The organism is Ahniella affigens (assembly GCF_003015185.1).
Taxonomy (GTDB): Bacteria; Pseudomonadota; Gammaproteobacteria; order Xanthomonadales; family Ahniellaceae; genus Ahniella; species Ahniella affigens.
Genome location: NZ_CP027860.1, coordinates 250537 through 277222, shown reverse-complemented (window position 1 = coordinate 277222; position 26686 = coordinate 250537). Strand labels below are relative to the sequence as shown.

The 26686-nt window shown below is 61.5% G+C and carries 21 protein-coding genes; 7 read left to right on the top strand and 14 right to left on the bottom strand.

From position 1 onward, the window contains the following. The first annotated feature begins 267 nt into the window (after positions 1-267). The 5 genes from C7S18_RS01000 (at position 268) to C7S18_RS00980 (ending at position 5291) form a co-directional block, all read left to right on the top strand. The gene (locus tag C7S18_RS01000) at positions 268-870 is read left to right on the top strand and encodes an ECF-type sigma factor (protein WP_106889789.1); all 603 of its coding nucleotides are present in this window, start codon (positions 268-270) and stop codon (positions 868-870) included. Further along, entirely contained in the window at positions 860-3403 is a 2544-nt protein-coding gene (locus tag C7S18_RS00995; RefSeq protein WP_106889788.1) for a serine/threonine protein kinase, read from the top strand. The genes C7S18_RS01000 and C7S18_RS00995 overlap by 11 nt, the downstream gene beginning before the upstream one ends. A 68-nt stretch (positions 3404-3471) precedes the next feature. After that, complete coding sequence (locus C7S18_RS00990; protein WP_146151696.1) at positions 3472-3963, top strand: hypothetical protein; 492 nt, start codon at positions 3472-3474, stop codon at positions 3961-3963. A 649-nt stretch (positions 3964-4612) separates the two neighbouring features. Next, complete coding sequence (locus C7S18_RS00985; protein ID WP_106889786.1) at positions 4613-4792, top strand: hypothetical protein; 180 nt, start codon at positions 4613-4615, stop codon at positions 4790-4792. 115 nt (positions 4793-4907) lie between these two features. Next, the gene (locus tag C7S18_RS00980) at positions 4908-5291 is read left to right on the top strand and encodes a glutaredoxin family protein (protein ID WP_106889785.1); all 384 of its coding nucleotides are present in this window, start codon (positions 4908-4910) and stop codon (positions 5289-5291) included. A gap of 278 nt (positions 5292-5569) precedes the next feature. Here the strand turns inward: C7S18_RS00980 and C7S18_RS00975 are convergent, their stop codons facing one another. From C7S18_RS00975 to C7S18_RS00915, 13 genes are all read right to left on the bottom strand, one after another. After that, positions 5570-6841 carry a hypothetical protein gene (locus C7S18_RS00975; RefSeq protein ID WP_106889784.1) on the bottom strand — a complete coding sequence of 424 codons (1272 nt, stop codon included), beginning with the start codon at positions 6839-6841 and terminating at the stop codon, positions 5570-5572. Then, positions 6838-7206, bottom strand: a complete 369-nt coding sequence (locus C7S18_RS00970; protein ID WP_106889783.1) for a hypothetical protein — start codon at positions 7204-7206, stop codon at positions 6838-6840. The genes C7S18_RS00975 and C7S18_RS00970 overlap by 4 nt, the downstream gene beginning before the upstream one ends. 266 nt (positions 7207-7472) lie before the next feature. After that, entirely contained in the window at positions 7473-8099 is a 627-nt protein-coding gene (locus tag C7S18_RS00965; protein WP_106893867.1) for an ATP-binding cassette domain-containing protein, read from the bottom strand. Next, positions 8099-8794 carry a molybdate ABC transporter permease subunit gene (gene modB / locus C7S18_RS00960; protein WP_106889782.1) on the bottom strand — a complete coding sequence of 232 codons (696 nt, stop codon included), beginning with the start codon at positions 8792-8794 and terminating at the stop codon, positions 8099-8101. The genes C7S18_RS00965 and modB overlap by 1 nt, the downstream gene beginning before the upstream one ends. 4 nt (positions 8795-8798) lie before the next feature. Continuing rightward, complete coding sequence (gene modA / locus C7S18_RS00955) at positions 8799-9572, bottom strand: molybdate ABC transporter substrate-binding protein (protein WP_240623955.1); 774 nt, start codon at positions 9570-9572, stop codon at positions 8799-8801. Between the two features lie 6 nt (positions 9573-9578). Further along, a complete protein-coding gene (locus C7S18_RS00950) occupies positions 9579-10085 on the bottom strand; it encodes a molybdopterin-dependent oxidoreductase (RefSeq protein WP_146151695.1) in 507 nt (168 codons plus the stop codon). A gap of 168 nt (positions 10086-10253) precedes the next feature. Further along, the gene (locus tag C7S18_RS00945; RefSeq protein ID WP_106889779.1) at positions 10254-11405 is read right to left on the bottom strand and encodes a hypothetical protein; all 1152 of its coding nucleotides are present in this window, start codon (positions 11403-11405) and stop codon (positions 10254-10256) included. 98 nt (positions 11406-11503) lie between these two features. Next, positions 11504-12754, bottom strand: coding sequence for a hypothetical protein (locus tag C7S18_RS00940; protein ID WP_146151694.1), 1251 nt, complete (start codon positions 12752-12754; stop codon positions 11504-11506). 8 nt (positions 12755-12762) lie between these two features. After that, entirely contained in the window at positions 12763-13155 is a 393-nt protein-coding gene (locus tag C7S18_RS00935) for a hypothetical protein (RefSeq protein ID WP_106889777.1), read from the bottom strand. A 45-nt stretch (positions 13156-13200) separates the two neighbouring features. Then, a complete protein-coding gene (locus C7S18_RS00930; RefSeq protein WP_106889776.1) occupies positions 13201-15057 on the bottom strand; it encodes an ExeM/NucH family extracellular endonuclease in 1857 nt (618 codons plus the stop codon). 183 nt (positions 15058-15240) lie between these two features. Beyond that, positions 15241-16794 carry a DUF1501 domain-containing protein gene (locus C7S18_RS00925; protein ID WP_106889775.1) on the bottom strand — a complete coding sequence of 518 codons (1554 nt, stop codon included), beginning with the start codon at positions 16792-16794 and terminating at the stop codon, positions 15241-15243. Between the two features lie 9 nt (positions 16795-16803). Continuing rightward, positions 16804-18627, bottom strand: a complete 1824-nt coding sequence (locus C7S18_RS00920; RefSeq protein ID WP_106889774.1) for a DUF1800 domain-containing protein — start codon at positions 18625-18627, stop codon at positions 16804-16806. Between the two features lie 154 nt (positions 18628-18781). Beyond that, positions 18782-19189: a hypothetical protein gene (locus C7S18_RS00915; RefSeq protein ID WP_106889773.1), complete on the bottom strand. Its 408-nt coding sequence runs from the start codon at positions 19187-19189 to the stop codon at positions 18782-18784. A 155-nt stretch (positions 19190-19344) separates the two neighbouring features. Between C7S18_RS00915 and C7S18_RS00910 the strand changes: the two genes are divergently transcribed. Both C7S18_RS00910 and C7S18_RS00905 read left to right on the top strand, forming a co-directional pair. Continuing rightward, on the top strand, positions 19345-20283 hold the full coding sequence (locus C7S18_RS00910; RefSeq protein ID WP_106889772.1) for a GGDEF domain-containing protein: 939 nt from the start codon (positions 19345-19347) through the stop codon (positions 20281-20283). 11 nt (positions 20284-20294) lie between these two features. Next, a complete protein-coding gene (locus tag C7S18_RS00905) occupies positions 20295-24752 on the top strand; it encodes a PAS domain-containing protein (RefSeq protein ID WP_170113038.1) in 4458 nt (1485 codons plus the stop codon). A 54-nt stretch (positions 24753-24806) separates the two neighbouring features. Here the strand turns inward: C7S18_RS00905 and C7S18_RS00900 are convergent, their stop codons facing one another. Continuing rightward, positions 24807-26570, bottom strand: coding sequence for a response regulator (locus C7S18_RS00900; protein WP_106889770.1), 1764 nt, complete (start codon positions 26568-26570; stop codon positions 24807-24809). Between the last annotated feature and the right edge of the window lie 116 nt (positions 26571-26686).

Here is a 26686-nt window from a genome sequence, read left to right as displayed (position 1 = left end):
TTACTACCGTGTGCCAATGAACCGACTGCAGACGATCAGCTCCAACTTCATTTGTGGCCAAACCGCGGGCACATCGATCCACCGCTAACCCCAAGGCGCTTCAGCTCCCGTTGCCTCGCGTTGGGCTGCGCAGCCGAAATGCGTGGATAATAGGCACATCGGAATCGGCCGGACCGCTACCGCGCTCATGACCGGTCTGACCATCAAGCTGGACTGGTTCAAACGCTCCGAAGGCGTTTGCGATATTGATCAGGACTAAAAGGGGTAATGCCAGTGACGAACCAGGAACCTGCCATCACGGTGCTACTCGATCGCTGGCGCGCCGGCGATCTCGATGCCGAAGCGGCGTTGATTCGTCATATCTACCCAATGATGAAGCAGCTCGCGCAAAGCCAGATCAAGCACCAGCATGAACGCTTGACCTTGAGCGCCACCGAACTCGCCCACGAAGCCTATTTGCGACTGCGCGACCAGCAGCACTTTACATGGCACAACCGCCAGCATTTTTTTGCGATTGCGGCAACCGTTGTCCGCCGGGTAGTGGTCGACTATTTGCGCGAGCGCTTTGCCGGCAAACGGGGCGGCGGCAAACTGTTTGTGGACTTCGCCGATTTCAAGCAGGAGTCGGAATTGGCGGTGGCTGCGGAAGCGGTCGATTGGATCGCGGTGGATCAGGCGCTCGGCAAGCTCACCGCGATGGATCCGGTTTGCGCTCGGATCGTCGAGTTGAAACTGTTCACGCCCCTCAGTGCCGAAGAGATTGCGCAGACGTGCCAAATTTCCGAGGCGACGGTCGGCCGGCATTGGCGGTTTGCGCGCAACTGGTTGTCCAAAGAGCTTGAGACCAATCAGATTCCTGATGTCTCCTGAAGACCTCGCAAGAATCCGTGCGGCATTTGATGCCGCAGTCGAACATCCAGAGTCCGCATGGGCCGACGTGGCCCGAAGCGAGCTTGCCGACGCCCCGCACTTGCTTGGTGACGCGCTTGATCTGCTCGATCGGGAAACCCGCCTCGCCAAACTTCGCACGCAGCGTGCATTTGACGCCGCGCTCGATGATCTGACCGAACAGGAACGCCAGTCCTGGATCGGTCGGCGCATCGGTCGATTCGAGATTGTTGCCGAACTGGGTAGCGGCGGAATGGGGCGCGTGTTCAAAGCCCGGAACCTCGAATCTCCAGAACAACTGGTCGCGCTGAAGGTGGTTCGCCCGGAGCGGTTCAATCGCTCGCTGGCTGAGCGCTTCTCCAGTGAACGCCGCATCCTCGCCCGCCTGAATCATCCCGGCATCGCGTTCTTTGTCGATGCCGGCTCCCATGAAGGACTGGCCTACATCAGCATGGAGTTGGTCGACGGCATCCCGCTGCCCGAGTATGCGCGCCAGCAAGATCTCCCGTTGCGCGGGCGCCTGCAACTGTTCATGGCCCTCCTGGATGCCGTCGCGCATGCGCACCGCAGTTTTGTCATTCACCGTGACATCAAATCCGACAATGTTCTGGTGCGACCGGACGGCTGCGTCAAGCTCCTGGACTTTGGGATTGCCAAGCCGCTGGATACCGAATCGCTGCGCACGGTCACCCACGAGCGCACGTTTACGCCCATTTCAGCAGCGCCTGAACAAATTCTAGGCGGTGCGGTGACGATTGCAACGGATGTCTATGCATTGGGCGTTTTGCTCTACGAGCTCATTGCCGGGCGCTTGCCGTTCGAGCAAAGCGACCGCCGTCCGGGTGAATTGGAACGCCTGGTATTGAACGTACCGCCGCCTGCCATGCGGAGCCGCCAAGACCGTCGGGCGGGCGGTGTGTCGGAGTCGATTCCGGATGATCTGGAGCGGATCGTGGCCAAGGCACTCCGCAAAGAGGCCGACAGCCGCTATCGCAGCGTCGAGCAACTGCAAGCCGACCTCGGCCGGTTTCTCGCCAACGAACCCATCAGCGTCGCTGGCGGCGGCCACACGTATCGTCTGCGCAAGTTCATTGCCCGAAATCGGCTTGCGGTATCGATCACTGCATTGGCGATCGCGTTGATCAGTTCGGCATTGGTCGTCACCATCATTCAGAATCAGCGCATTCGTGCCGAACGCGACCTGTCACAGACCACGCTTTCGGTGCTGGAGGAGGCGTTTCGGTCGGCCGACCCCAGCGGTCTTGCTGGCAACCGGACGACGGCCCGCGACATTCTCGATCGCTCCGTTGACGCCATTGCGCCGCTTGAACAAAAGAACCCCCAGGCATTTGTGAGCCTGGCTTCAACGATTGCCGAAGCCCAATTGGCATTGGGGATCTCCGAGCCCGCCACGCGCCTGCTGGATCGGGCGTTGCCGATCGCCGAACGGGAAGCACATCCGGATCGAAATCGCGTGCTGCTGCAGCTCGCGAGAGCCGAGGTCGAGCAGACGTATGTCTCGGTTGCCCGAAATTATCTAAGCCGCCTCGATTCTGCTGAACGCGATTCCGGCCCGGCCCTGATTGTCCGCGGACGGATCGCGATGGCTGACAAACAATGGGCAGAAGCCGAATTCTTGCTGAAGCAAGCGCTCCCCAAGTTGCCCTTTGGCGGTTCCGAATGGGTGTTTGCACAGTCGAAGCTTGCGATCGCGATCGCCGAGGGCGGGGCCTTGGACCGCGCCGAGCAACGCACTGAGATTGCAGAGCATCTCTATGGCCGCGCGTTTCCGGATCGTCAGGAAGTCAAGGCACAATTGCAGCTGTCGCGGCTGGAGGTCATGGACACGGCCGGAGACCATGAACGACTGTGCGAAGACGGCGCGCGCGTGGTCAACGATATCCGCACTCAGATCGGTATTCAGACATCCGTTGCCGGGCTCGCCGCAGCGCGCGTCGGTGCCGCCTGTCAGCGCCTGGGACAAAATGAGCTGGCAGCCCGATATCAGCGAATGGCCCTGCAGGGATTTGAACCCACGCTGGGTTTGGAACATCCGATGACCTATCGGACTCACTACAACCTGGCGCTCGCGCTTGCGCGCCCCAAGCAACGACGAGAAGACGTCGTGTCGGAGTTTCGAACCGCGATCGCTGGCGCGGAATCCGACTCGGCGTCACAGCGCGCGGTGATCAATCTCTTCCGTCTGCAGCTGTCGCGCGAGTTGGCCAAAGCCGGAACCGACCAGAGCTTGCGCGACGCGTTGCGCGCGTTCTCGCGCCCCAATGATCCTGTCCGAGTCAGTGACATACCAGCCGGCGACCACGCCGAGTACGGCGCCTGGGCGAATTATTTGTTTTGGAGCGTTGATTGCGCCAACGCCCATCAGCCTGCTCCTTTGAACAGCAGCACTGCCTGTTCCGCGAGCCTCCAGAAGGCGTCGTGTCAGAACCTTCGGGATTTGCTTTGTGGCATCAACGATGTCGCCGCGTCTACCGGTCCCGTGTCGACCCGGTGAGCGCTGAGCAACCCAATTTACGTGTTTCGATCTTGCCCGCTTCTGGGCACCCAACAAGAGAACCAACCATGCGCCACGTTCCAAGAAAAACCCCAATCGTTGTAAGCCTGCTTTCAACCATGCTGCTGATCGGCAACGTCGCTGCAACAGAGATGGAAGTCCCAGAAATCCCCGAGAATCCGCCACCATGCACGTTGGGCAAGGATGAGCCGATCTGCCCAACCGGCACCACGCCTTATCTGTACAAGGCAATCTGTCCGGATTCGGAACCGAAGACGTTGTGCGTCAACAATGGCGATTCGTTCCCGGTTTACATGAAGTGCTACTCCTACGGCGATTCTGCTGACTGTGAGGCCAAGCCCGACAAGCTGGTGCCGGGCACGTTGACCTACACCTGGACCAAATCTGGCCGGGTGGTGATGTACATCTATGGCGACCACAACGAGAACGCCAGCTTTGCGTGCGCCACGACGCGCGGCGTCGCTTCGGTGACCCTGACGGTCACGAGCACATCCGGGAGCGTCGGTACGCAAACGGTGTACCTCACCTGCTCGCCTTGACAACAAAACCTCAAGCGTCAATCTGACGTCCCGAGGTCCTGTCGCGCCGCCAACCCGACTCATGGTTGGCGGCGCTTGCATATTTGGCTCTCGACTTTGCAAGGACCTTGACCTCGCCTTGCGTGCGATCTGTCACGGCGCCATCGCAACGAGATCAGCGCGAGAATCCGCTTCGCGTGCGCATCCAAAGACCACAGGCACGGATCGCCAATGCCACTTGGTCATGCTGATCGCGCCGAACCCATCGACGAAGTCGATCAATTTGTGTCGACCTGAAGAGGCCCATTCTGGACTTTCAGACCCACACTGAGTCATACACTTGCGTACTTGATGCTTGACGGACCATCCATGGCCCGCACCGTCTCTGAGCATCTTCAAATACTCCCGGTCTCGATATTGCAATCTCGGTGAGCGCTGGCGTGACGAATTTCCGTGTTGCGCTTTCCAAGCGGGCCTGTGGCCACCGATTTAGGACGCCTCTGAAGAAGCTCAGCGGCGCCGCGGTTCTGAAAGTCCAGGATGGACAGGTTCGGACCGGTCTAAGCGGCAGGTCGTAGCCCGTTTGCACGCCTCGGCGTGGCACACACGCAACTCGGAACGCAATCCGAGTCGCGCCAACCTGCACAAACCACTCAATCAGGAGTTAAACATGAAGATCAAATCGTTGATGGCAACCGCCGCTCTGGCTTTCGGCTTTGCATTTGCCAGCACCCAGCCTGTTCAAGCGCGCTATTTCGAGTGCGACAACCCGAACTACTCAGCCTGCATGAGCGGCTGCTTGTCCGGTAGTGGGAGCTACCAGTCCTGTCGCGGCATGTGCTGTTTCTAATAAGCCGCTTGCAAAGGACCAAGCGCTGCAGCGCTTGGTCCTCGTTCGAGCGCTGCACCATCAATACCACCAAGCCAATCTGCCCCCACCACGCGCAATTTCAGACGAGCCTGCCATGACTCAAACGCTAAAAGGTATCTTTCTATTTGTTCTGTTTGTTTCGGTCGGACTCGGAGCAGGCTACGCCGCTCGTATCGGCCTTGCCAAGGCATCAGAACCTGAGCCCGTGGTTCACGGTGACTTTCGCACGGTACTGGCCCCGCACCAGAGCGACTTAGTGCTCTTTGCGACCAAGACCTGCCCCTATTGCGCCAAAGCCCGCGAGTTCTTCCAAGAGCACGGACTTCGCTATCACGAACTCGATGTCGACGACCCGGCGATCGCGCAGCAGTTCAAGGCGCTGGGCGGTAGCGGCGTTCCCATGGTGTTCAGTGCCGACGTGCGCATTGTCGGATTTGATGCAAACGCGTACGCGCGGTTGCTGCCCGCCGCACGCTGATCGAGCGCCAAACCGCATTCAACTCTTAAGGCATGAATCAAGGCGCCCGCCGTATTTCCCGGCCTGACGCCTCGTGGCAGGCGGTCTGTGGACCGCCCGCCTTAGGGAGGGTCTGAATAAGTCCATCCTGGACTTTCAGACCCGCAACGAATCCGGCACGGGTCCGGACTCGTTGCGCCAGAATCAAGCACTGACGTGCTCGATCCTGGGCGGGCCATCCAAGGCCCGCGTCGCCTCTGAACTTGTTCAGAGGCTCCTCAGTGCAACGGGATCGACGACTACGGAACAGCCCGACAATTGCCCTGACAAGACTGCGTCAGCAGCCACCAGCAAGTGCCGACGGTGCAATCGCTGCTGTTGTCGGTCGGATTCAAAAAGGCCATGTTGAGGTAGTAGTCAACGCCTTCGATCAACGGGCAGTAGGTGTTCGGCGTCGAGCCAAACGTCCAGCCCATTGCCGCGATGCCGTAGTCCGACACGCATCGACTGTCAGTCGGCGCGAAGTCCCCTGGGCAGTGCGAGAAACTGAGCAAGAGCGGTGCCGCGTTCTGCCCAGGTTGCTCCGACGACATCGCGCCAAACGCCGCGGGCATACCGGTGGTCACTATTTTCATCGCTATGTATTGACTGGCACCAACCGGCACCAACGCGGTGTCGCCAAGGGTCCGCCCAAAGTACCCGATCACCGATCGATTGACGCCCGCTGAGGTGAGTTGTCCAGGCAACGCCGGATCCCAACGTGTCGTATCGAGAACCTGATTCAAATTGAATTCGCGATTGCCGGTATTCCAGGGCCCAGTGACATTGTTGAAGCTGGTCATGCGGGAACGGCCCGCTGGCGGCGCATGCGTGTCGGTACAAGCGCTGAGCAGCACCGCGTTCAACGACACCTGCCGCGTGAACACACCCCCGGTGGCGGACAGACAGTTGATCCGGAACGTGTACGCGCCGCCGTCAGGCACCGTGACACTAATGCCGGTACTACTCGTGGGAACTGATCCGCTCAGCGGCCAGCCGGAGACAGTCGTGACGCCTGCCGGAAACACGGTGCCGGTGGTGTTGCAACTGGCGGCACCAACGGTGGCCCAGGCCAAGGTGCGCGGGGTGACGTTCGCTGCGGCAATACTGTTGCTGATCGTCAGCGTGCTGGTGAATGTGACCGTTGCCGGGCACCAGCCATCTCCCTGTCGACCGCCGACGGTCAATGGCGTGACGTCCACGTCGCCGTTTGCGAGCAGCCGCGTCTTGGTTGGGTCAATGGAGATGCGATGGATGCCACCGCTGTTCTTGCGGATCTCGACATACGGCGCCGGCGCTGGAATCGAGCCGAGCACGTCGGGTGGGCACCAACCATCACCAATGACACCGGCACTCGCGGCCGCAGCGACCGAGACGGTGGCATTCTGTGGATCGATTTGAACATCCGGGTCGGTGTTCGACAAGGGGATGCGATACGTGCCCATCACCAAATCTGCTGCCGGAAGCAGATGGGACACGACGAGCAGCAGGACAAGCGTGGCGGCGCGGCCGCTTCGGAGACTCAGATTCATTCGAAGCCATCCCCAAATAAGGGTTGGATGGCACCGGCACACACCAGATCGCCCGAAACAGACGTCACGCGGATTTGCGGCGTTCCAGCTTGCATTTGGATGGGGTCGGCCGCGTAGAGTTCAAGCGGACCCACGCCATAGCGAACCGTGATTGGTCCAGGCAACGGCGGATCACCATTCGGGCGCTGGCAGGTGCCGAGGCTCGTGGTCGTCAGATCGAGCCGCTTGGCGCTGTGGTTCCAGTGCGTCAGGCTACTGATTTCGATGAGGTAGTCGCGCCCATCGATACGAATAAAGCCGTCGACCGCACTTGCAGCTGCCGGCAGGCAGAGGCAGGCGATCAGCCCATACTTGAGGTAGTTCATAGGTATGATTCACTCCGAAGAAAAGTTCTGTCGACACAGTCTGGCTGTGCTTGTTGTGGGTGCAGACGCAAGGCGTAGGCCTCGATAGCAATGCCACCGAGACCACACAGAGCGCGCGTGCACGTTGGTTCCGGACTCCCGGACCAACGGCGGTTTTGCCATGACTCACGTTCAGAATCGGTAAAACTGCGCACGTCGCACGCCATATCCCATGCGTTCAGCGCTACCTTCGCCGGGAGCGGTTTGGCAGCGGTTTGCGCCGGCTTTCAGCTGTCAAACTCGTGAATTGCAGTCGTCAACCGCCGAACCTCGTCGGCCGCGTGACTGACGTAGATGATCGGCAACCGGAACTGATCGCGAAGTGTCTCGAAAAAGGTGAGCAATCGTTCGCGCCGCGTACGGTCCAAAGCAGATAAAGGCTCGTCGAGCAGCAAAATGTCTGGCTGGGCGAGCAAGGCGCGCCCGATGGCGACCCGTTGGGCTTCGCCGCCCGAGAGGTTGACCGGGCGACGCGGCAAGAGTGCCTCCAAGCCGAGCAGTTCGACGAGTGGGTCCAATTGAAAGCGCGCCGCTTTGGCGACAACTGCCCCGCGTTGGCCATACAACAAATTGTCCCGGACGGAGTAATGGGGAAACAGACGGGCGTCCTGAAAGACAAACCCGATACGACGCTGATGCACCGGCACGTCGATGCCTTGGCTGGCATCAAACAGCAGGCGTGATCCGATCCGAATGTGGCCCCGGGTCGGCCGGATCAACCCCGCAACGGCGTTCAGGACAGACGTTTTGCCCGAACCGGAATACCCCGTCAGTGCCAATACCGGCGCGTCGCTTTGCACGATTAGTTCGCGTTCAAAGCGACCCAGCTGCAAGCGGATGTCGAGATCGAACATCAGCGCGCCTCCCCGCGGTTCAGGCGGCGCACCAGCCATTCTGAAAGAAGCATGGCCAGCAGCGAGATCAACACGGCCAGAACGCCTAAGCGCCAGACTTGCGCTTCGCCACCGGGGACTTGCAGCAGCGCGTGCATCGCCGCAGACAAGGTTTCGGTTTCGCCGGGAATACTCGACACGAACGTGATCGTGGCACCAAATTCGCCAAGCGCCTTCGCAAATGCCAGCACCGCCCCCGCAATGGCGCCGGGCCAGGCCAGTGGCAATGTGACGGTCCAAAACACGCGCATGGGACTCGCCCCGAGCGTCCGCGCCGCGGCTTCGAGTTTGGGGTCGATCGCCTCGATCGACAACCGCACTGCCCGCACCATCAACGGAAATGCCATGACCGCGCTCGCCAGCGCCGCCCCTTTCCAGTTGAACGCCAGGCGCAGGTCAAACCATTGCTCCAACCAGGCGCCAATTGGGCCGCGACGCCCAAGCAACACGAGCAGTCCGTAGCCCACGACGACAGGCGGCAACACCAAGGGCAAATGGATCAGGGCATCGAGCACGCTCTTGCCCAAAAATTGCCGGCGCGCCAGCAACCAACCGGTCGCCACGCCGAGCGGCAAGCTGCCGAGCGCGGCCACGGTCGCCACTTTCAGGCTCAGGCTGATGGCGGTGAGTTCGGCGTCGGTTAGGGGCCAGTTCATGCGCTCAGGGCAACAGAAAGCCGTGCCGCCGGAACATCGCTTGCGCAGTGGGTGACTGCAACCAACGGGCGAAGTCAGCCTTTGCCGGATGCCAATTAGCGCGCACCGCAGCGAGGGGATAAACAATCTCGGGATGCTGGTTCGATGGCACTGCCGTCAACACGCTGACGCGAGGCTCGACCATCGCGTCGGTGCGATACACGATGCCGAAAGCTGCCTCGTCCCGTGCAACCAGCAACAATGCAGCGCGCACGTTTTCGGTTTCGACTCGCCGCGAGGCCAGCGCCGACCAGAGATTCAGCGCTTGGAGCGCCGCTTTCGCGTACCGACCAGCGGGTACCGTGTCGGTCTCGGCCAGCGCCACCCGTTCGGACTCCGGCAGTTGACGCACCCAGGCCGGCAAAGCGTCCCAGGTGATGGTTCTCGCGACGCGGCCTACCGGTGCAATCACCACGAGTTCGTTGCGAAGGAGATCGACGCGGCTATCGGGATCAATCATCTCGCGTTCTTGCAGCCAATCCATCCACTCCCGATCCGCCGACACAAACAAATGCGCGGGCGCGCCCTGCTCGATCTGGCGCGCAAGCGTGGCGCTGCCACCAACACTGACCACGACCTCCTGGCCCGTTGCTTGTTGATACGCGGCGGCCGCTTCGTCGAGTGACTCTTTGAGGCTCGCGGCGGCAAACACAATGATCGGCTCGGCGGCGTGCCCGATCCCGAACACCAACCAAACCAGCAGCCCGAGCAGGCAACGACGCACGAATCGAATAGGCACAGGCAGTCAGTCCGGGGCGTCCAGCAGTTGAATCCGACTGATCTGGCGAACGCTTCTGGCTGCGCGGCGATCGTCCGGCACAAGCAGTCGCAACGGACCTTCGGCATCATCCAGCGCCTTGCCTTGGCACTGATTCGCGAGCAGTACCGGGCGGTCACCCGTGGCCGGATCGAGTTCCGCTACCGCAAACACCACGCGATAGCCATCGCGGGCCTGCACGAGCAGATACTGATCAAGCACGGCAGCGTCGGGCTTACCGTCGACTGGCAAGACCTTGAGGTGCCGAAGCAGATCGACCAGCGTCACACCGCTGCATTCAATCGTGTGACCGTGTATCTGGGCGCGCATCGTGCTTTGCGGCAACGCCGCCAGCGTTTCGGTGTCCAGTGGCAGGTCCAGCGATCGCGCGTGCTTCGGCACGGACGCTGCAGCCGTCGGGTTGCTGACAACGCCAACGCTCAGCACACCGAGCATCAGCGTTCGGACGAAACAACCAGTGCGGGAGTGACTCAAGGTCGCGACTCTTCGAAGGGAACCTGGACTGATGATAGCCGAGTGGCCAGATGTTGCTGAAAGACAGGCACTATCGCTATTGACCCGGTACGACCGAGTCAGCGCAATGTCACTGGGTCCATCGCGCGGACCGAGGACGGCTCGCCCACGTCAGACGATACGGGCGCGTTACCAGACACCGACCAGAAAGCGCGTACGAGTGATGCGCTCTGCGCGGCGACAGAGATGCGCCCACCAGGCCTGATCCAGGGTCATGTCGATGCGTCTAAGAAACAAGTTGCCAGCCGGGCTCAGCATCTGCCCGAGCTCGAAGTATCGATTTGGGCTTGCCGCCAGCCCGGCTGCGAACGCGTCCTGATGCGCATCCATCAGATCGAGACACCGGCGGGCTAATTCGCGATCCTGCATGCGCACCCGTTGCAGGCGTTTCGGCAACAGGTAACGATCGTAGTCGTAGAGTTTCTCCAACCAGACACCAGGGCATTGTGCCTCCAAGTCCAATGCCGACTGCCCGGCCAACAGCGTGCGCGCGACCGCAGGGCCCCATATCACCATCGGCAGATCCCGCTCGCGCTGGTAGTCATCGCGACTGTTGAAGGCAACGGTCGCATAGTCGTCGCGAGCGGCCAAGCGCTCGAGCAAGTCGGCGCCCGTGATGGTGTTACCGGGTTGCGCGAGTCGGACGCACAACACCCGGTTGGCGGTCGCGTGATCGTCGAGCGGCCAGGTCGCAGTCGGAATCACAAACTGGCGTGTTTCAATCGCGTCGCGATCCCGCGCTGCGATCGCTTCGAGCGCAGACTTGAGTTCTGCCTGACGACTTCGTTTCGATTCCCGTTGCCGTGCCAACTGTCGCAAGGCTGGCCATTGTTCGCGAAGAAACGCGACCGGGCCGCCAGTCGGGTGCAGCACGAGTGCCTCGTGTGCGCCCGCGGCATCGATCAGCGCACTGAGGCTCAAACTGGTATCAGAAGGTGCTCCTACGACCGGTTGCGCGTGTAGTAAACGAGTGGGCAATTGCCGATCCAGTCGCCGTTTGGCACGCTTGCCAAGTTGCTCCGAGGCACCACTCGCAACCAACGCGGCACGGAGGTCGTACGCATTCGGCACGGGACACATCTGCCAGGCAGCAGATTCGACCACCGCCGTCACGCCAGGCGGTACGCCATCGTCAAAGACCGCCGCGAACAGTTTGGCGATGCCGGGATTCAGAAGCGGCACGTCGGTGTCGGTCGAATGCTGCAAGGTGGGCGCGCGCGCGGTGTCCGCCGTCGTCGAGTCGGGCATCAACATCCACCAGAACGATTCCTGATCGGACATGGGCAAATGGGTCCCTGACGCGCTCGGTGCCTCATCGGCAACGCATTGCTGCCGATCAGGGACAGTATTGCAGAAAACGTCCGATGGTCAGCGGCCGCTCAGTTGCAGCCGGTTTGACAATTCTGGTGCAGAAGCCACCAACACGTCCCAAAGGTGCAATCAGAAATGCCGTTGGCCGGATTGCGGAACGCGACGTTCAAGTAGTAATCGAGCCCAGGTTGCATCGGACAATACGACTCGGGCATGGAGGGCGTGGTCCGCCAACCCATTGCGGCGATGCCATAGTTCGATCGACATCGCATTTCTTGCGGCTCGAAATCGCCTGGGCAGGGCGAGATCGTCATGAACATCGGCGCCGAATTCTCGCCCGGCTGTTCGCTGGAGATTGAGCCCAGTTTGTTCGCCTGACCACCGGTGTCGATTCGAAACGCCACGTAGCCACTCGACGAGATCGGCACCACTGCCGTGTCGCCGACGAATGTGCCGAACGAGCCCAGGACCGAGCGATTGACCCCGCCAGTCGTCAGTTGACCCGGCAGGGGCGGATTCCACATGGTCAAGTCCAACGTCGCGTTAACGGGCCATTCCTGGTTGCCCGATACGCGCAGATTCGCGGTATTGACGAACGATGTCGCGCGCGTAAACCGCGCTGGCGGCGCATGCTCGCCCGAACAATCCGGCGCGGGCAACACCGTAACAAACACGGCACGGCCAAAGCGATCACCGTTGGCCGCCTCACAATTGACGCGCAGTTGATAGTAACCTGCAACATCGAGCTGCACCGCGAATCCGGTTGCTTGGGTCGACACGCTGCCGGTCCAGCCCGGCACACTGGTGACACCGGCAGGAAACACGGAACCGCTGGTGTCACAAGAGACGGCACCCGAGCTCGTCCAATTCAGATACACATTGCGACCGGGATACATGATGCTGCGATCAGCCGAGAGCGCCGTCACCAGGCTTGGATCCAGCGGACACCAACCATCGCCCTGAAAGCCAGATTGGTGCAGCGAGTGCACGATGACATCGCCGTTAGTCGCGACCTCGACGTTGGCATCGGCGAGACCAATCCGATAGTTGCCGCCATTAGGAAGTTGCAAGACTACTTGTGGATGCGTCACCGCCGGTGTCGCGGCCAGATCAGGCGGGCACCAGCCATCGCCGGCCACGCCCGCTTGCGCCGCAGCCAGCACCCGCAACTCGCCGGTTTGTACATCCATATTGGCCGATTGCGTCGTCGCCGACAGCGGGATGCGGTGGGTGCCAAGCACGAGATCCGCGGCCGCCGCCGACGCGACCGAACTGGCCAGCGCCAATCCGCCCAAAACCAACGAGATTCGTTTCGACACGGCGCGCCTCATTCGAAATCATCTGCAAACACGACCGGCACAAAGACGCCTGAACACTGCAGATCGCCATCAACCGAGGTGATCGTGACCTGTGGACCGGAGGTCGTCAGGTGAATCGACGAATTCGTAAAGATCGACGTCGAACCTCCGGCAAAATCGATTCGCCAGCTGCCTGTACTCGGCAAGCCGCCGCCTTCCCGGAAGCAATTCGCAAGCGAGCTAGCGCCGAGTTGGAGCACGTTGGTGCTGTAGTTCCAGTTTGGCGCCACGTCGGTGTTGAGACTGTAGTCGATGCCGTCCACGCGCACCGTTCCGGCACTCGCGACAAGGGGCCAGAAGGATGCTGCCGTCAACCAGGCCAAGCGATGCAGCGCGTTGCCGCGGTCGGACCGATTGGCCATGCGGGGGACTCCAGAAGCAATGGGGATCGCCGGTATTCTCGATGATCAGGGCGTCACTGCGGGACTTCGGGCGTCATCCGCGCGCAATGCAATCAGCACCGGGTCGTGATCCGAGCTCGCAAACGGGTCGTCACGGAACCGCCGCTTGCGACTTTTGGCATCGACGCCCGCTTCGCCATACTGAAACGCATCGCTTTCATCGGCGTTGATGTGCCAGATCTCGGCACCACCGACGAGCTTTGCAAATTCCGGATTGGCGAGCGCGTGATCGAGACGCCCGGCGGCGCCTGCGTAAACGAAGCTGTATGCCGGCTCGCCATTCGATTCGGCAACGACGTCCACATACCCCTGACTCTTGATCAACCGCACTGGGTCTTCTTCGCCGTAACTGTTCAAGTCACCAACAATCAGACGCGCTGCAGGGAGCGCCTGGGTGGCATCGCTGGCCAACCAGTCGAGCAGGTTTCGCGCCATCTCGGTGCGCACCGCGTTGTAGCAGCCCTGGCCATCGTCCTGGTCCTGATTCGGACCTTCGGCATCGGCACAACCGCCCTTCGACTTGAAGTGGTTACCAATCAGCGTGAACGCCATCGCGCCAGCCTGAAAACCCTGCGCGACCGGTGCACGCCCCATGCCCGTGAATGGCGGCACGTCGAGAATCAGTGTCTTGCCGACCGGCTGCGCCCGCGATTGCCGGTAGATCATCGCCACCTTGATGGCGTCACTGCCCACGCGCTCGGCGCCCGTTTTGACGAACGCGTAGTCGCCCTCTTCCGATCCGAGCTTCTTGTTCAATGCATCGACCAGATCCTGCACGGCCGATTCCGGGCCTTCGCCATCGTTCTCGATTTCGGTCAGCACGAACACATCGGCGTGCATTGCCGAGAGCGCGGCAACGATCTTGGCGCGCTGGCGCTTGAACGCGTCGAACGTCTCGGCGCCACGCTCAGTCGGAAAGCCCTCGCCTTTCCCATCGCCATTGAAAAAGTTCAACACATTGAACGCGCTGATGCTGAGATCGCCGTCAACCAGCGGCGCCGCAGTCGGCCGCGGTGCCTGATCGACCCGGTCGATCGGTTCGGCCAGATGCAGCTGATAGCCTTCGCCGAGCTGATCCAGCACCCCGTCAATGCCATACAACGCCGAATCGAGGCGATACGGCGCGTCCGCGCTCGGTTGTTCGCGGAGAAACCAGATGCGATCCGGATCCATGGTTTCGCGCGCATCGCTGAGGGTCAGCCGCGTTGCCAGATTGCCCTCGGCAATGGCGCGCGCTTCGGGGCCTGGCGCGTGGCGTTCCGTGGGCACCAGATCGCGACCATCGAGCGACACGATGAGTTCGCCGTCGCTCAGCAGGCGATCATTGTCGATCAGCGTCGCCGGGCCTTTCAGTTTGATCCGCATGCCCTCGACGGCTTCGAAGTCGGCCAGAGTGGACGGCACCGCCGAGAACGCCTGCGGGCCAAACGGTTGCGGATTGCCGCAGCGGGCCATGGCACTGACTTCGACAAGCGCCGTCTGGGTATCGGGCGCATCGCCGATTTCGGCAACGCGGCCGCGCACGCGGACGGTGGCGAAGCGCGGTAGATCTTTCGGTGGTTCGGTCAGCCGGACAAACAGGCCTTCAGAGGTCTGCGGGTTCTGATCGTCCATGCCCTGAGGGGTGGCCAGATAGATGCCGCCCAAGCCCTGCAGGAATCGCGCACTGACAACGGCCTCGACTTCCACGAGTTCACCTTTCTTCGGACTCATGGCGGCATCGCCTTGGATCACGTGAATCGGCGTGGCCGGCTGGCCACATTCCAGCGCAGTGGTGGGGTCGACGATCAGGTCTGGACCGTCATCATTGGTGCAGCCGGCCAAGGTCAAAGCCAGGGCGGCGCAAAGGGTATGTCGAAGCATGGTGGCGATGCCTGGCGCGCAGCGAGGCCAAAAATGAGAAGGGCCGGGCATGATTGGAAGCGGCGCGCATCCTGTCAAGCGATGTCGCAACAATTGCCCGCGTCCGGCCCGGATGACTGGGGTCGGGACACGATTTTTCATCGCATCCGCCGGAACCGGTTCCGGCGGATGCGGGAGACCCGCTCAGAACAGCGGCAATGTTGGCGCCGAGAAATTCCCGAGATTCGGAAACACGGTCGGCAGGTCGATTGCGGGCACACCAAACCATTGCGCCAGACTGGCCGCGTATTGGTCGCTCGCGGTGGTCGGAATGAACTGACCGCGATCGAGCGACTGCGTGCCGTTCAGCGTCACGGTTGGCATCGTGCCAATCAGGCGACCACCTTGCACGGCCCCGCCAACGACAAACTGCACGCCACCCCAAGCGTGGTCGGAGCCGTTGCCGTTCGAGTTCAGCGTGCGCGCAAACTCGCTCATGGTGAACAGCGTGACGTCGTTTTGGTAACCGAGATCCAGCATTGCCTGATAGAACCAAGCTACAGCCTGATTGATACGGGCCATCAGACGCGGCTGGTTGCCCTCGCTCATCTGGTTGTCATGGGTATCAAAGCCCCCCAGACGCACATAGTAAATCTGCCGCTCATGACCAATACCAGCGCCGGAACTGGCATGCGAAATCTTGATCATTCGCGCGACCATGCGTAGCTGATCCAGCAAGGAGTTCGAGGCCGTGAAATTCGTGCCGTTGTAGTTGTAGGTGACCGCTGCAGCGGTGTTGTTGGCAGCGGTCTGCTGGTATGGCGTGACGACGTTGCCGCTGCCATTTGAATTTCCCAGAGCAGCGCTAATGGTCACCGACAAGTCCAGCGAGCGTCGCATGATGTCGCGGTATTCCTTCTGGAACGGGTGGGCGTAGTTGGTGTCATCCAGCAGCTGTTGCAGGCGAGCATTGCGCTGATCGCCGGCATTGGTGGTGCCCGCGTAGTTGGACAGACCCGCGGCACCATTGGTCGACATCTGATAGGGGAACACACCTGGGCCAACCTGGAATCGATTGCTGCCCGATAACGAAATGCACGGTGCCAGCGTCGTCAGTTGATTGCCATCATCGACGCGCGCGGCGACTTCGCCACCCCAGCCATAGGCTGCCGAAGAACTGCTGCACGAGGTCAAGCCCCACAACGTTTCCTGATCGTTGTGCGAGTAAAGCTGCGGCGGTCGACGCTTGCTGTTGGCCTGGTACTGCGCCTTGGTCATGGGCTCCACCAAAGTGCCGATGTTCGGCAGAATGGCAATGCGACCTTGATTGAACAGGGTTGCCATGCCGTTCTGCGTTGTCGGCGAGCCTCCCTGCGGCGTAAACGCGTAATTGGTCATGTACGGGTACAACCCGTAGCTGTTGGCCGGCTGCCCCACGGGGCTGATCGGCACTAGTGCGTTGAAATCGAGGGCCAGACCGGCGGTGTTCGTGGACGCGTTGTAGACGCCACCACGGGCTGCACGATAGAGATCATAGGCCGAGCCGGCGGTCGTGGCATCGCGTGGCACCAGGAAATTCCAGGTATCGCTGCCACCAGCGAGGTACAAACACACGAGCGCCTTGTAGTTGCCAAACGCCTTGCCTTGGGCGCTCAGCAAGTTTGCCGCCGCACCCAGCTGGGGCATGAAGGTACTGGCAGCGCCCGACGACAGTGCCAGGGCCGTATTGCGCAGAAAATCGCGACGATTGCTGTTCATGGGGGCTCCTCAGCGCTGTACGGCAAATTCAGGCGAAATGGCGATCAGGTGGACCAAGTCCAACACCTTGCGGTTGCCATCCAGCGACACGAGATCAAAACGCAGCATGTTGTCGAGCACAGCGCGCAGCTGCGGCGACATAGTGCCGTACAGGAGCCGGACGTTCAGCGCATCGAGCAACTGCGCACGGGACGTTGCGTTGCTCGAATTGGCCGCCAATGCCGACAAGTCGGCAAAGCTCAGATAGGCCGCCGTAGTCGGCAATGTGAACGCACCACTGGACGTGCTGTAGCCCGCATAAATGCGGTTCCACATTTCGTTGCTCGCGGTGACCAGGGTGGTCTCGTTCATGATCTGGAATTCCGGCGAATAGAGGTCGGCTGTGGCGATCGCGCCGGGCTGCTGGTAGTCCGGCTCATAGAAGTTGAATACGGTTGGCGCGCCGAGCGGCCGCTGCAACAGGTTGGTCTGCGGGCTGCGAATGCCCATCTGGATCTCGCCACCGGTGCCGGCTGCTGGTGCGGTCACCCCGAGTGCACGCCAAACGGCAGTCAGCTTCAATAGCGGCTCCCGGACCTTGCCGTAAGGCGCAGCCGGATCAATGGGCGGAATGCGAGCTTCTTCGTCGAGCAGAATGGCCCGGGCGACCGCCATCAAGTCGCCGCGGACGCCACTGCCGTTGTTTTCAAACACGGTGGCAACGCGCTCGATATATTCCGGCGATGGATTGCTGGTGACCAGGCGCTGGATCAACTGGCGGCTGATAAACGGCGCCGTGTTCGGGTGATTGAACAGGTAGTCCATGGTCGCAACCATCTGCGTTTCGCAATAGGCGCGGCACTGGTTCTGCACGTTCACGTCGGTCGGCGTGCCCGTCGTGTCTGGCAGCCCACCACTCGTATTGTTGGCACCGCACGTTACCCCGGCAGCGGGCAGCACAATGCCGCCGAAGATGGTCTTGGCGCCATGGTCCATGAAGGCTGGGAAGCACGCCATCGGCTGGTAGCCATTCGGTACGGCATTGGTGCCCGTCGTCAGACCGCGATAGGTGTCGCAGGTGGTCTGGGACGCGGCACAACGATACGACCAGCCCGTGAACACGCGGGCGAGTTCGGTGATCTGACTTTGGTCGTAAGTCGGCAACGGTTGGTTATTGATATCCAGGACCGGCGTGAAATTGAGATTGCGCTCAATCAGACCGATCGTAAACAGCTGCATGACTTCGCGGGCGTAGTTCTCGTCCGGTTGAATCGACCCGGACGGATTGGCTTTCCGGTTGCGGAAGTGGCTCAAATAGCGACCCATCATCGGCGAGCGGGTCACCTCTTCCAGAAGCGTCCGATAATTTCCCAAACCATTACGGGCCAGAATGTCCCAGTATTCCGACGTCCCGAAGTGATCGCCACTCAGGGCGTCCACCTGATCCGAGACGACCAGGATCTGTGAGAGCGCAAACGCCATCCGCTGTCGAAGCTGGTCGTTACCAAATGCCGCCGTATGGAACCAGCGGTCAACGCGCTGGTTTTGTCCAAGGCCCGTCACGCCTGCGGTGGTCAGCGCATCGAGATACGCGCGGGACGAGGTGATGGGCGCCAATCGTTGCTGATCAAACCAGCTCTGAAAGCCCTGCGAACGCAAGGAGGACACGGCCGACGGGGTTGGGCCAAAAGTCGCCTGGGTTAGAAACCGTGCCGCATCAGCATCGCTGTCTGGCTGCGTGAAACGGTCCTCGAAGTTGCCACCGTTACCGCCGAAGATGGCGTCCTGGGCGTGGACCTGGAAGCCAAGGCTGACGCCGGTAAGGAGCAGAACGCGAAACATGCGCCGAAGCATGGGCTTCTCCTGGGAGGAAATCGGAAGGCCAAAAGTCTAGCCAGCGCCTCCAAGAGAAAAGGAGTACTCCAGCACCCTTTCGCGAAGCGCTTTCCGATCCGGCTGTGGGGCATGCCGACCGTGTTCCGGAATTGACCGCCTGTCGTTGGACTGGTTACTGATTATTGCGACGCCTGGCGCCAAGCAGCGCCGCGATGAGGGTTCCGGCCAACATCAGACCAAGGCCCAGGCCCGACAACCGAACCCAGGCCAGGTCAATAGCCATTTGCCAGCCCATCCGACTGAGCGTGTCCCAGAACGGCACATCAAACGCCTGGGCGACCCACATAGTGGCGCGCAACACCTGCGCATAGAACATCCCGACCCAGGCTGCCACCGCCAGGACGACTCCAGACCTGAGCGGACTGCTTCCGGCCAGATAGGGTTTCGCCAGGGTTGCCGAGGCCCCAATCACCAGGGCAAACGCAGCCAGATCAGCCCGAAACAACATGCCAAGCAAGGCCCACAGGCCGCCCAGACAAAGGGTGATCATCAAGGCGGTCAGCCAGCCGACCAGGGTCATGAGGAAATGTCGCATTCCCGAAGTGTGACAGCAGCCCCCCGGTTTCACGAACCTGCCACGGTTTGGCGGGATCGGGTCCGAAAACGCTCCGCCCGCACCGAAACAATCATGCCCGCTTGTTTTCCGAAGCTCGAACAGCCCGCTACACTCGGGGCGTGAAAAAGGCGCAGACCCCGGATCCCCATACCACCCAACGCCTACGCGTCGTGCCTGGCGAGGCAAATATGCGCCCGGGTGCGCGCCTGGTGGTGATTCATGGTGCGAACCTCGGCAAGACCGTCGAATTGATCGACAAGCCGGTCACGATTGGCCGCGCCCCCGTGTGCAGCATGCAGATCGAGCATCGCAGCGTCTCGCGTCTGCATTGCGAGGTCTGGCCCGAGGGCGACCGCTTCTTTGTCCGCGATCTGGGCTCGACCAATTCGACCATGATCAATGATGGCCAGATTGAGCTCAGCGAGTTGAAAGACGGCGACCAGATCAAGGTGGGCGAAATCGTCATCAAGTTTCTGCGCCGGGAGAGCCTGGAAGACCGCTACCTGCAAGCCATGGTCGAAATGGCGACGGTCGATTCGCTGACCCAGCTGCCGAATCGTCGCGTCTGGCGCGAGGCGCTGGAGTCGGAAGTGGCCCGGGCCGCCCATGGCCTGCCGTTGTCGCTCGCGTTTGTCGATCTCGACCACTTCAAGCGGATCAATGACGAACTGGGGCACTTGTCTGGCGACGAAGTGCTGAAGGCCGTGGCAAAAGAGATCCGCCAATCGGTGCGCGCCGACCAGGTGGCCGGCCGCTTGGGCGGCGAGGAATTCGCCATCATTCTACCCAACCTGCCATTGGCGGCAGCGGTCCGCTTCTCCGAGGGGCTGCGCGAATCCGTTGAGGCGCTTCGCGTCAACCTGCCAACCGGCGTCCGGCGGATCACTACGAGTGTTGGCGTCGTGCAATGGCTGCCGGGCATGCAGACCAGCGCCGACTTCATGCGCGCCGCCGACTCCGAACTATTCCGGGCCAAAGCAGAGGGGCGCAATCGGGTCTGCTATCCGGGGTCAAGCGCCATGCTGGCCGAGCGAACCGATCCGAAGCCGCGCATCTAGCCCGGGCGTCCATGGCACAGGGAGCGGGTATTCCGGTATTTGCGATTGGCGCCTACGCCACTGAGCGCTGTGCAAGCCTCGGCATTGCCTGTCTCTGCCTGCCCGAAACCAGTCTCGGTGCCTTTGGCGCGCATGGGCCGCAAGGCGGCGTCTACCTCATGGACATCGATACTTGGTTGGCGCAGACCGAGTTGCGAACCAACCTGCGCCTGGACCGACACGCCGCCATCGTCTTCGGCACGCGCCAGGAACAATGCATCGATCTGGCCGCAAGCCTGGCCCAAGTGTGTCCGCACCTCGTTACCCCGAGTTGTTCGGACACGTGGGTTCGGGCGCTGATTGCCGGGCAGCAGCGGTATTGCCGGGACGTGCTGCACGTCGGCGAGTCGATCGACTTGGCGCGATTGAAAAACGCGGTCAGCCTGGGCCGTTTGAATGCCTGGGCGATTAACCTGGATACGGGCGAGCATCTGGGCGGCCACCTGGATCTCGAACTGTTCGGCGAACCGATCAAGAGCGCCGCCGACATGCTGCGCGGGATGTCCGAAAGCGACCACTGGATCATCGAGGCGCTGGAGGCTCTGGGCCTGGACGGCAATGCCAATGCATCGCTGTCACATGAGTTCCGGCGCGTCGATTGCCACGGCCAGGAACGCTGGTATGCCACCCATGCGAGCTGCTATGTGGACGCCGACCAGGACGTTCGCGGCGTCATCGGCGTGACGTATGAGGTTACCGATCGGAAGCGCGCCGAGCAGCAGGCCGACCGCCATGCTGATCTCCTGGCGCAGGCCCTGAAGGCGGCCGATATGGTCAGCTGGGAATACGATGCGACCACCCGCATCCGCCATTCGATTGGTGACGATGAGGCCCTGTTTGGGCTGCGCCCAAGTTCGCTTGAAGAAGTCACCGCTCTGGTACTGCCGGAAGACCGCACCAGTGAGCGGTTTCTGGCCTACCAGCGCGCGCTTCAGCATGGCGAAGCCTTTGATGAGGAGTTTCGTGTCCGCCGGCCTGATGGCAGCATCTGCTGGCTGCAGTCACGCGGACGCCCGAGCCTTGATGCCCACGGCAATCTTCTGCGCGTGTCGGGCATCGTCTTCGACATTACGCCGCGCAAGCAAATCGAAATGCGCCTGGAGGAAACCGAAGGCTGGTTGAGCCGGGCGCTGAGTGCTGGCCACATGGTGGCGTGGGAATGGAACCTGCGGGATCACTCCCGTCGGTCATTCGGCCGCCAGGAAGTCATTCTGGGTCGAGACATTGCCGGCATCGACGATGCCAAGGGCGCGGTGCATCCGGCTGATCGGGAACGCGACGAGTGGCTGTTCAACCAAGCCGCCGAGCATGGCAGCCCGTATTCGAACGAGTTCCGGGTGATCGATGTCGAAGGCAAGGTGCGCTGGTTGCGGTCGATCGGCTCACCATCGGAAGTCGATGCGAATGGCACGGTCACCATGTCTGGGTTGGCCTGGGACATCAGCGAACGCAAAGAAATGGAGCTCACGCTCCGCGAAACCGAGCAACGGCTGCGCACGACGCTGAGCTCGGGGCAAATGGTCGTTTGGGAATGGAATCTCCGGACGCGTGAGCGCCGCTCGTTTGGCGACAAGCTGGAGCTGATGGGTTCCGGCCGGGAGCCGATCGAGCGTGCTTGGGGCCGATTACACCCCGATGACTACGCATTGTTTCGCGACGCGTGGGAAAGCGCGGTTGCCAATGCGACCGAATTTCGCGCCGAATTCCGGCTGATTCGTGATGATGGTGTCGCGACCTGGGTGCGCTCGATCGGCAGCCCGCTGCTGATTGACGAAGCCGGCGTGGCGGTCATGGGTGGCGTGTCGTGGGACATCAGCGAACGCAAACGCACCGAGCTCGCACTCACCGAATCCGAGACGCGGATGCGCGCCGCGCTGGAAGCGGCACGCATGGTGTCCTGGGAGCGCAATCTGCTCACTGGGCGACGGCAGACCATGGGCGATCACTACGCCCTGTTTGGCTTTGATGCCGACGAAGAAGGCAGTCATGTCGATGCAGCGGTGGCACCGGGCGATGCCGAACTCGATCAGGAGCGTTTTGAAACCGCGATCCGCGACCGCACGCTCTACAGCAGCGAATTCCGGATCTGCAAGCCCGATGGGGAGGTGCGTTGGTTGCATTCCCGCGGCAAGGTCATTTCCGAGCGTCAAGGGCAGGCCGAAATCATTGCCGGCGTGGTGTGGGACATCACCGATCGCAAAGAAATGGAAGCCGCGCTGTCGACGCGCGAGGCCGAACTCAGTGCCGCGCTGCAGGCTGCGCGCATGTGCCGGTTCCAGTTTGATTTTCGCCGCCGCGAGTGGCTGATTTCCGACGATGCGCATGCCGTGTTCGGTACGCGGATTGGTCCGCTGTCTGTCCACCCAGACAGCCGCCGCGACTTGTCCCGCTACCTGGCACGACTGCACCACGGTTTGCCGGTTGACGATGTGGAGGTCCGCCTGCAAGTCGGTTCGGCCACCCCCTGGGTCGAACTGCGCGCCAACTTGCTCGATCGGCATCGCGCGAATGGCGTGTTCTGGGACATCAGCCTCCGCAAGACCATTGAAGAAGCCCTGCTGGAAAGCGAGAACTGGCATCGCATCGCAGTGGAGGGAGCCAACCTCAATGTTTGGGAATACGATCTGGAATCAAAGACCCGGCGCGGCGGCAATCGCGACCTGGAGTTCTTTGGGCGCGCGCCGGACAGTCTGGAATCGCTGCTGGAAGTCGTCCACGAAGACGACCGCGAGGCGCTGACTGCCAGTTTTTTCGAATCCATGGCGGTGCCGGGCGTACAGCGTCAGCAATTCCGCGTATTGAAGGCCGACGGCAGCTATCGCTGGATCGAGTCGATCGGCCGCGTGTTGAACCGTCGCGATGGCACGCCCTGGCGCTATGCTGGGGTCAGTATCGATATCACCGAGAAGAAAGAGCACGCCGATGCGCTGCAGCGTGCGGTGCTGGCGGCCGAGCATGCGGTGCGCGCGCAGTCGGCATTCCTGGCCGCGATGAGCCACGAAATCCGCACGCCGATGAACGCCGTCATCGGCATGACCGGATTGCTCCTGAACAGCCCGCTCGATGACCGTCAGCAAGACATGGCGCGCACGCTCCGCTCGAGCGCTGAGTTGCTACTGAACTTGATCAACGACGTGCTCGACTTTTCGAAGATCGATGCCGGTCAGATGCAACTCGATCAAAGCCCATTTGATCTGGCCGACGTGATCGAGTCTTCGCTGGACCTCCTCGCCCCGCAAGCTGAGGTCAAGCGCTTGAGCCTTGGCGCCGTGTTCGACTTCCAGATCGGCGCTCGGCTGATCGGCGATCCCGCGCGACTACGCCAGATTTTGGTGAACCTGCTGTCGAACGCCATCAAGTTCACGCCTGCTGGCCATGTCGAAATCAAGGCGAACCTGTGGTCACTCAGCGCGACGACCGCGCGTTTGTGGATCTCCGTGCGCGACCAGGGGATCGGCATTGCGCCGGAGGTGCTCCGCACCTTGTTCACGCCATTCCGCCAAGGCGACACGTCCATGTCGCGGCGCTTTGGCGGCACGGGCCTTGGGCTCGTGATCTGCAAACGCCTGGCCGATTTGATGCATGGCGAAATCACGGTGGAATCGGAGCCCGGACAGGGCGCCTGCTTCCGGGTTCGACTGGATTTGCCGCTCGCCGATCCAAGCCCCGGACCCGCGGACTGGATGCACGATCGGCGGATTGCGATCGTCATGGACGAAGGCCATGCGCGCGACGCTCTGATCGAACAACTCGTGTTGTTCGGCGCGAGCGTTGAGCATCATCCAACCATCGGTGATCTGCGCCGGCACCAATCGCCGGACGTGGTCGTGGTCGATGACGATGTGCGCCTACCGGTCGATTTTCCGCTGCCCACACTGCGCGTGTTGGGCTTGGGGGTCAGCGTTCGCGACGACCATTTGAGTCTGTCCCGCCCGATCCGCCCGAGCCTGTTGCTCGACCGTCTTGGCCGGCTGATTCAGCAGCCAGGCGCAAACAGCCCGGGCCCCGCACAAGCCGCAGACGATCAAACACCGTTGCCCGATATCAGTTTGCGGGTGCTGGTCGCCGAGGACAATGATGTCAATCAGATGCTGATCGAGCTGATGCTGCAATCGCTGGGGATCGAGCCACGTCTGGTCAGCGATGGTCAGGAGGCGATCGACGCACTGCAAGGCGGCGACTACAACGTCATACTGATGGACGTCGAAATGCCTGGGATCGATGGCATCGAAGCCACGCGCCTGATTCGCGCCCGCCCCGAATTTGCCGACCGGCCTTACATCATCGCGGCCACGGCGCATGTCATGTCAGACAGCAAGCAGCGTTTTTTGAATGCGGGCATGAACGACTACGTGCCAAAGCCGATCCTGATGCCGGAATTGAAAGCCGCACTCAGTCGAGCGGGCGAATTCCTGGCGCGGCGCTCTTGATCGGCCGAGCCGATCAATTCCCAGAAGCTTGACCAACCATCGCAACGCGACAGTTCAATCGCCACCGAGGCGAGCGGCCAACACGTCGGTCAAACGTGCGCGCAAGCTGGCAACGTCCAGCGGCTTGGTCAGCACGCCGTCCATGCCGGCCTCCAGACATGCTTGATGGTTGCCAGGCAGCGCGTGGGCGGTCAACGCCAAGATTGGTAACGACAAACCTTGAGCGCGCAACGCGCGAGTGGCCTTTAGCCCATCCATAACGGGCATTTCGCAATCCATCAGAATCAAGTGAGGCAACGACTCGGCGCAGGCAGCGAGTGCCGCTTGACCATGTTCGGCCAGCCGAACCGAGACCCCGAGTGTTTCCAGGTAGAGGCGCGCGACGTCGCGATTCAGTTCGTTGTCGTCGACCACCAACACGCTGATCCCGGGCCAATCCGGCTCGTCGCCGCGCGGCGCTTTGGGGGGCGCCTTGGCGGCGCAATCCGGAATACGGAGACGGAACGTGCTGCCCTCGCCGGGGGTGCTGTCCAGATCCAGGCTGGCACCGAGCAATCCGGCCAAATGTCGACAAATGCTGAGACCAAGGCCCAGCCCGCGGCGGTCGGCCGGCACGTCGGCGTCCGTCACTGAAAATGGCTGAAAAATCCGAAGTTGCTGCTCAGCTGCAATGCCGCAGCCAGTATCGGCCACATCGATGATGAGGCCGCGCCGTTCGGCATCGGTCTCGGCGCGCAACGTGATCTGCCCGGTGCGGGTGAACTTCAAGGCATTGCTGAGCAGATGCATCAGGATCTGGCTCAGTCGGCGCGCGTCGGTGTGCACATGCGAAGGCAGGTTGGGCGCCAGGATCAACGCAAAGCCAAGGTGTAGCCTTTCGGCTTCACGCTGCCAAGGAAGCGCAATGTCAGAAAGCAGCGGGCGCAGCTCGAAGACGCCCGGATCGGCCCTAAGCGAATGTGCATCGAGACTCGCGAAATCGAGCACATCGTTTACCAGCCCGGTCAGACCCTGTCCCGCCGTCCGGAGCGCACTGACATGCCGGGCAGCCGCTTCGGGCAAGTCTGCCTGCGCCAGAATTTCGGCCATGCCCATCATGCCGTTCAGGGGTGTGCGAAGCTCGTGGCTCATCGCCGCGAGAAAGCGTGACTTGGCATTGCTGGCCTGAGCGGCCTGCTCGCGCAGCAAGGTTTCCTTGAAGCGGGCCCGGGTGTTTTCCTCGAACTGTTGCCGCAACCGGATGCTGCTCGCGACCATGATGAGCAGAAAGAAACTGACGAGCAGACAGACATCAAATGTCACGCTACTTCGATGCAACATGGCCGACCAGAGCAGCGCAATCATGATGGGCAACGAGAACGCGATGAACGCAGCGGTCGAGACCATGAAACTGATCATCCCAACGCCGACCACCGCCATCAGCAGCGCCGCGGCAAGCATCTGCGTTTCCAGGTTCAGTACGAAGATTGGGGTGACAAGACTGCCCCAGACCGAGCCCACTACCAGCGCCGTCACGACGACAACCCCATGCCAGGTGCGATCGCTGAATCGGTTCGGTTGGCGCTGATACGTCAGGCCGAGCCAGACGCGCGCCAGCGCGGTCGCCATCATCACCCCAGCCCAGATCCAGAAGTTGGTCGCATCATTCGGAATTCCGAGGCGCCAAGCCACCACCGGCCCCATCGTCGCAGTGACCAGGAGCCCAGACCAGTTGAAGCGGAACAAGGTGTCGATCCGAACGCGCTCAACGTAAGCGGCGAGTTCCGCCGGAGGTAGCGGATCCGCTGTGTTCGCAGATGTGGGCGGCAGCGCGTTCATAGTCTGGAAGTGTGCCAAACCGACCACACGGGCAGCGGTGAACTTCAGTCACTCGGGCCGGATCCGTGGTTTTGGGCCCGAAATGACTTGTTCTCGCCGGTACGTCTCGACGCGCG

Excerpts from the sequence above, each read along its gene's own strand:
- C7S18_RS01000 (WP_106889789.1), top strand. The coding sequence starts at position 268 with ATGCCAGTGACGAACCAGGAACCTGCCATCACGGTGCTACTCGATCGC.
- C7S18_RS00995 (WP_106889788.1), top strand. The coding sequence starts at position 860 with ATGTCTCCTGAAGACCTCGCAAGAATCCGTGCGGCATTTGATGCCGCA.
- C7S18_RS00990 (WP_146151696.1), top strand. The coding sequence starts at position 3,472 with ATGCGCCACGTTCCAAGAAAAACCCCAATCGTTGTAAGCCTGCTTTCA.
- C7S18_RS00985 (WP_106889786.1), top strand. The coding sequence starts at position 4,613 with ATGAAGATCAAATCGTTGATGGCAACCGCCGCTCTGGCTTTCGGCTTT.
- C7S18_RS00980 (WP_106889785.1), top strand. The coding sequence starts at position 4,908 with ATGACTCAAACGCTAAAAGGTATCTTTCTATTTGTTCTGTTTGTTTCG.
- C7S18_RS00975 (WP_106889784.1), bottom strand. The coding sequence starts at position 6,841 with ATGAATCTGAGTCTCCGAAGCGGCCGCGCCGCCACGCTTGTCCTGCTG.
- C7S18_RS00970 (WP_106889783.1), bottom strand. The coding sequence starts at position 7,206 with ATGAACTACCTCAAGTATGGGCTGATCGCCTGCCTCTGCCTGCCGGCA.
- C7S18_RS00965 (WP_106893867.1), bottom strand. The coding sequence starts at position 8,099 with ATGTTCGATCTCGACATCCGCTTGCAGCTGGGTCGCTTTGAACGCGAA.
- modB (WP_106889782.1), bottom strand. The coding sequence starts at position 8,794 with ATGAACTGGCCCCTAACCGACGCCGAACTCACCGCCATCAGCCTGAGC.
- C7S18_RS00945 (WP_106889779.1), bottom strand. The coding sequence starts at position 11,405 with ATGTCCGATCAGGAATCGTTCTGGTGGATGTTGATGCCCGACTCGACG.
- C7S18_RS00935 (WP_106889777.1), bottom strand. The coding sequence starts at position 13,155 with ATGGCCAATCGGTCCGACCGCGGCAACGCGCTGCATCGCTTGGCCTGG.
- C7S18_RS00930 (WP_106889776.1), bottom strand. The coding sequence starts at position 15,057 with ATGCTTCGACATACCCTTTGCGCCGCCCTGGCTTTGACCTTGGCCGGC.
- C7S18_RS00925 (WP_106889775.1), bottom strand. The coding sequence starts at position 16,794 with ATGAACAGCAATCGTCGCGATTTTCTGCGCAATACGGCCCTGGCACTG.
- C7S18_RS00920 (WP_106889774.1), bottom strand. The coding sequence starts at position 18,627 with ATGCTTCGGCGCATGTTTCGCGTTCTGCTCCTTACCGGCGTCAGCCTT.
- C7S18_RS00915 (WP_106889773.1), bottom strand. The coding sequence starts at position 19,189 with ATGACCCTGGTCGGCTGGCTGACCGCCTTGATGATCACCCTTTGTCTG.
- C7S18_RS00905 (WP_170113038.1), top strand. The coding sequence starts at position 20,295 with ATGGCACAGGGAGCGGGTATTCCGGTATTTGCGATTGGCGCCTACGCC.
- C7S18_RS00900 (WP_106889770.1), bottom strand. The coding sequence starts at position 26,570 with ATGAACGCGCTGCCGCCCACATCTGCGAACACAGCGGATCCGCTACCT.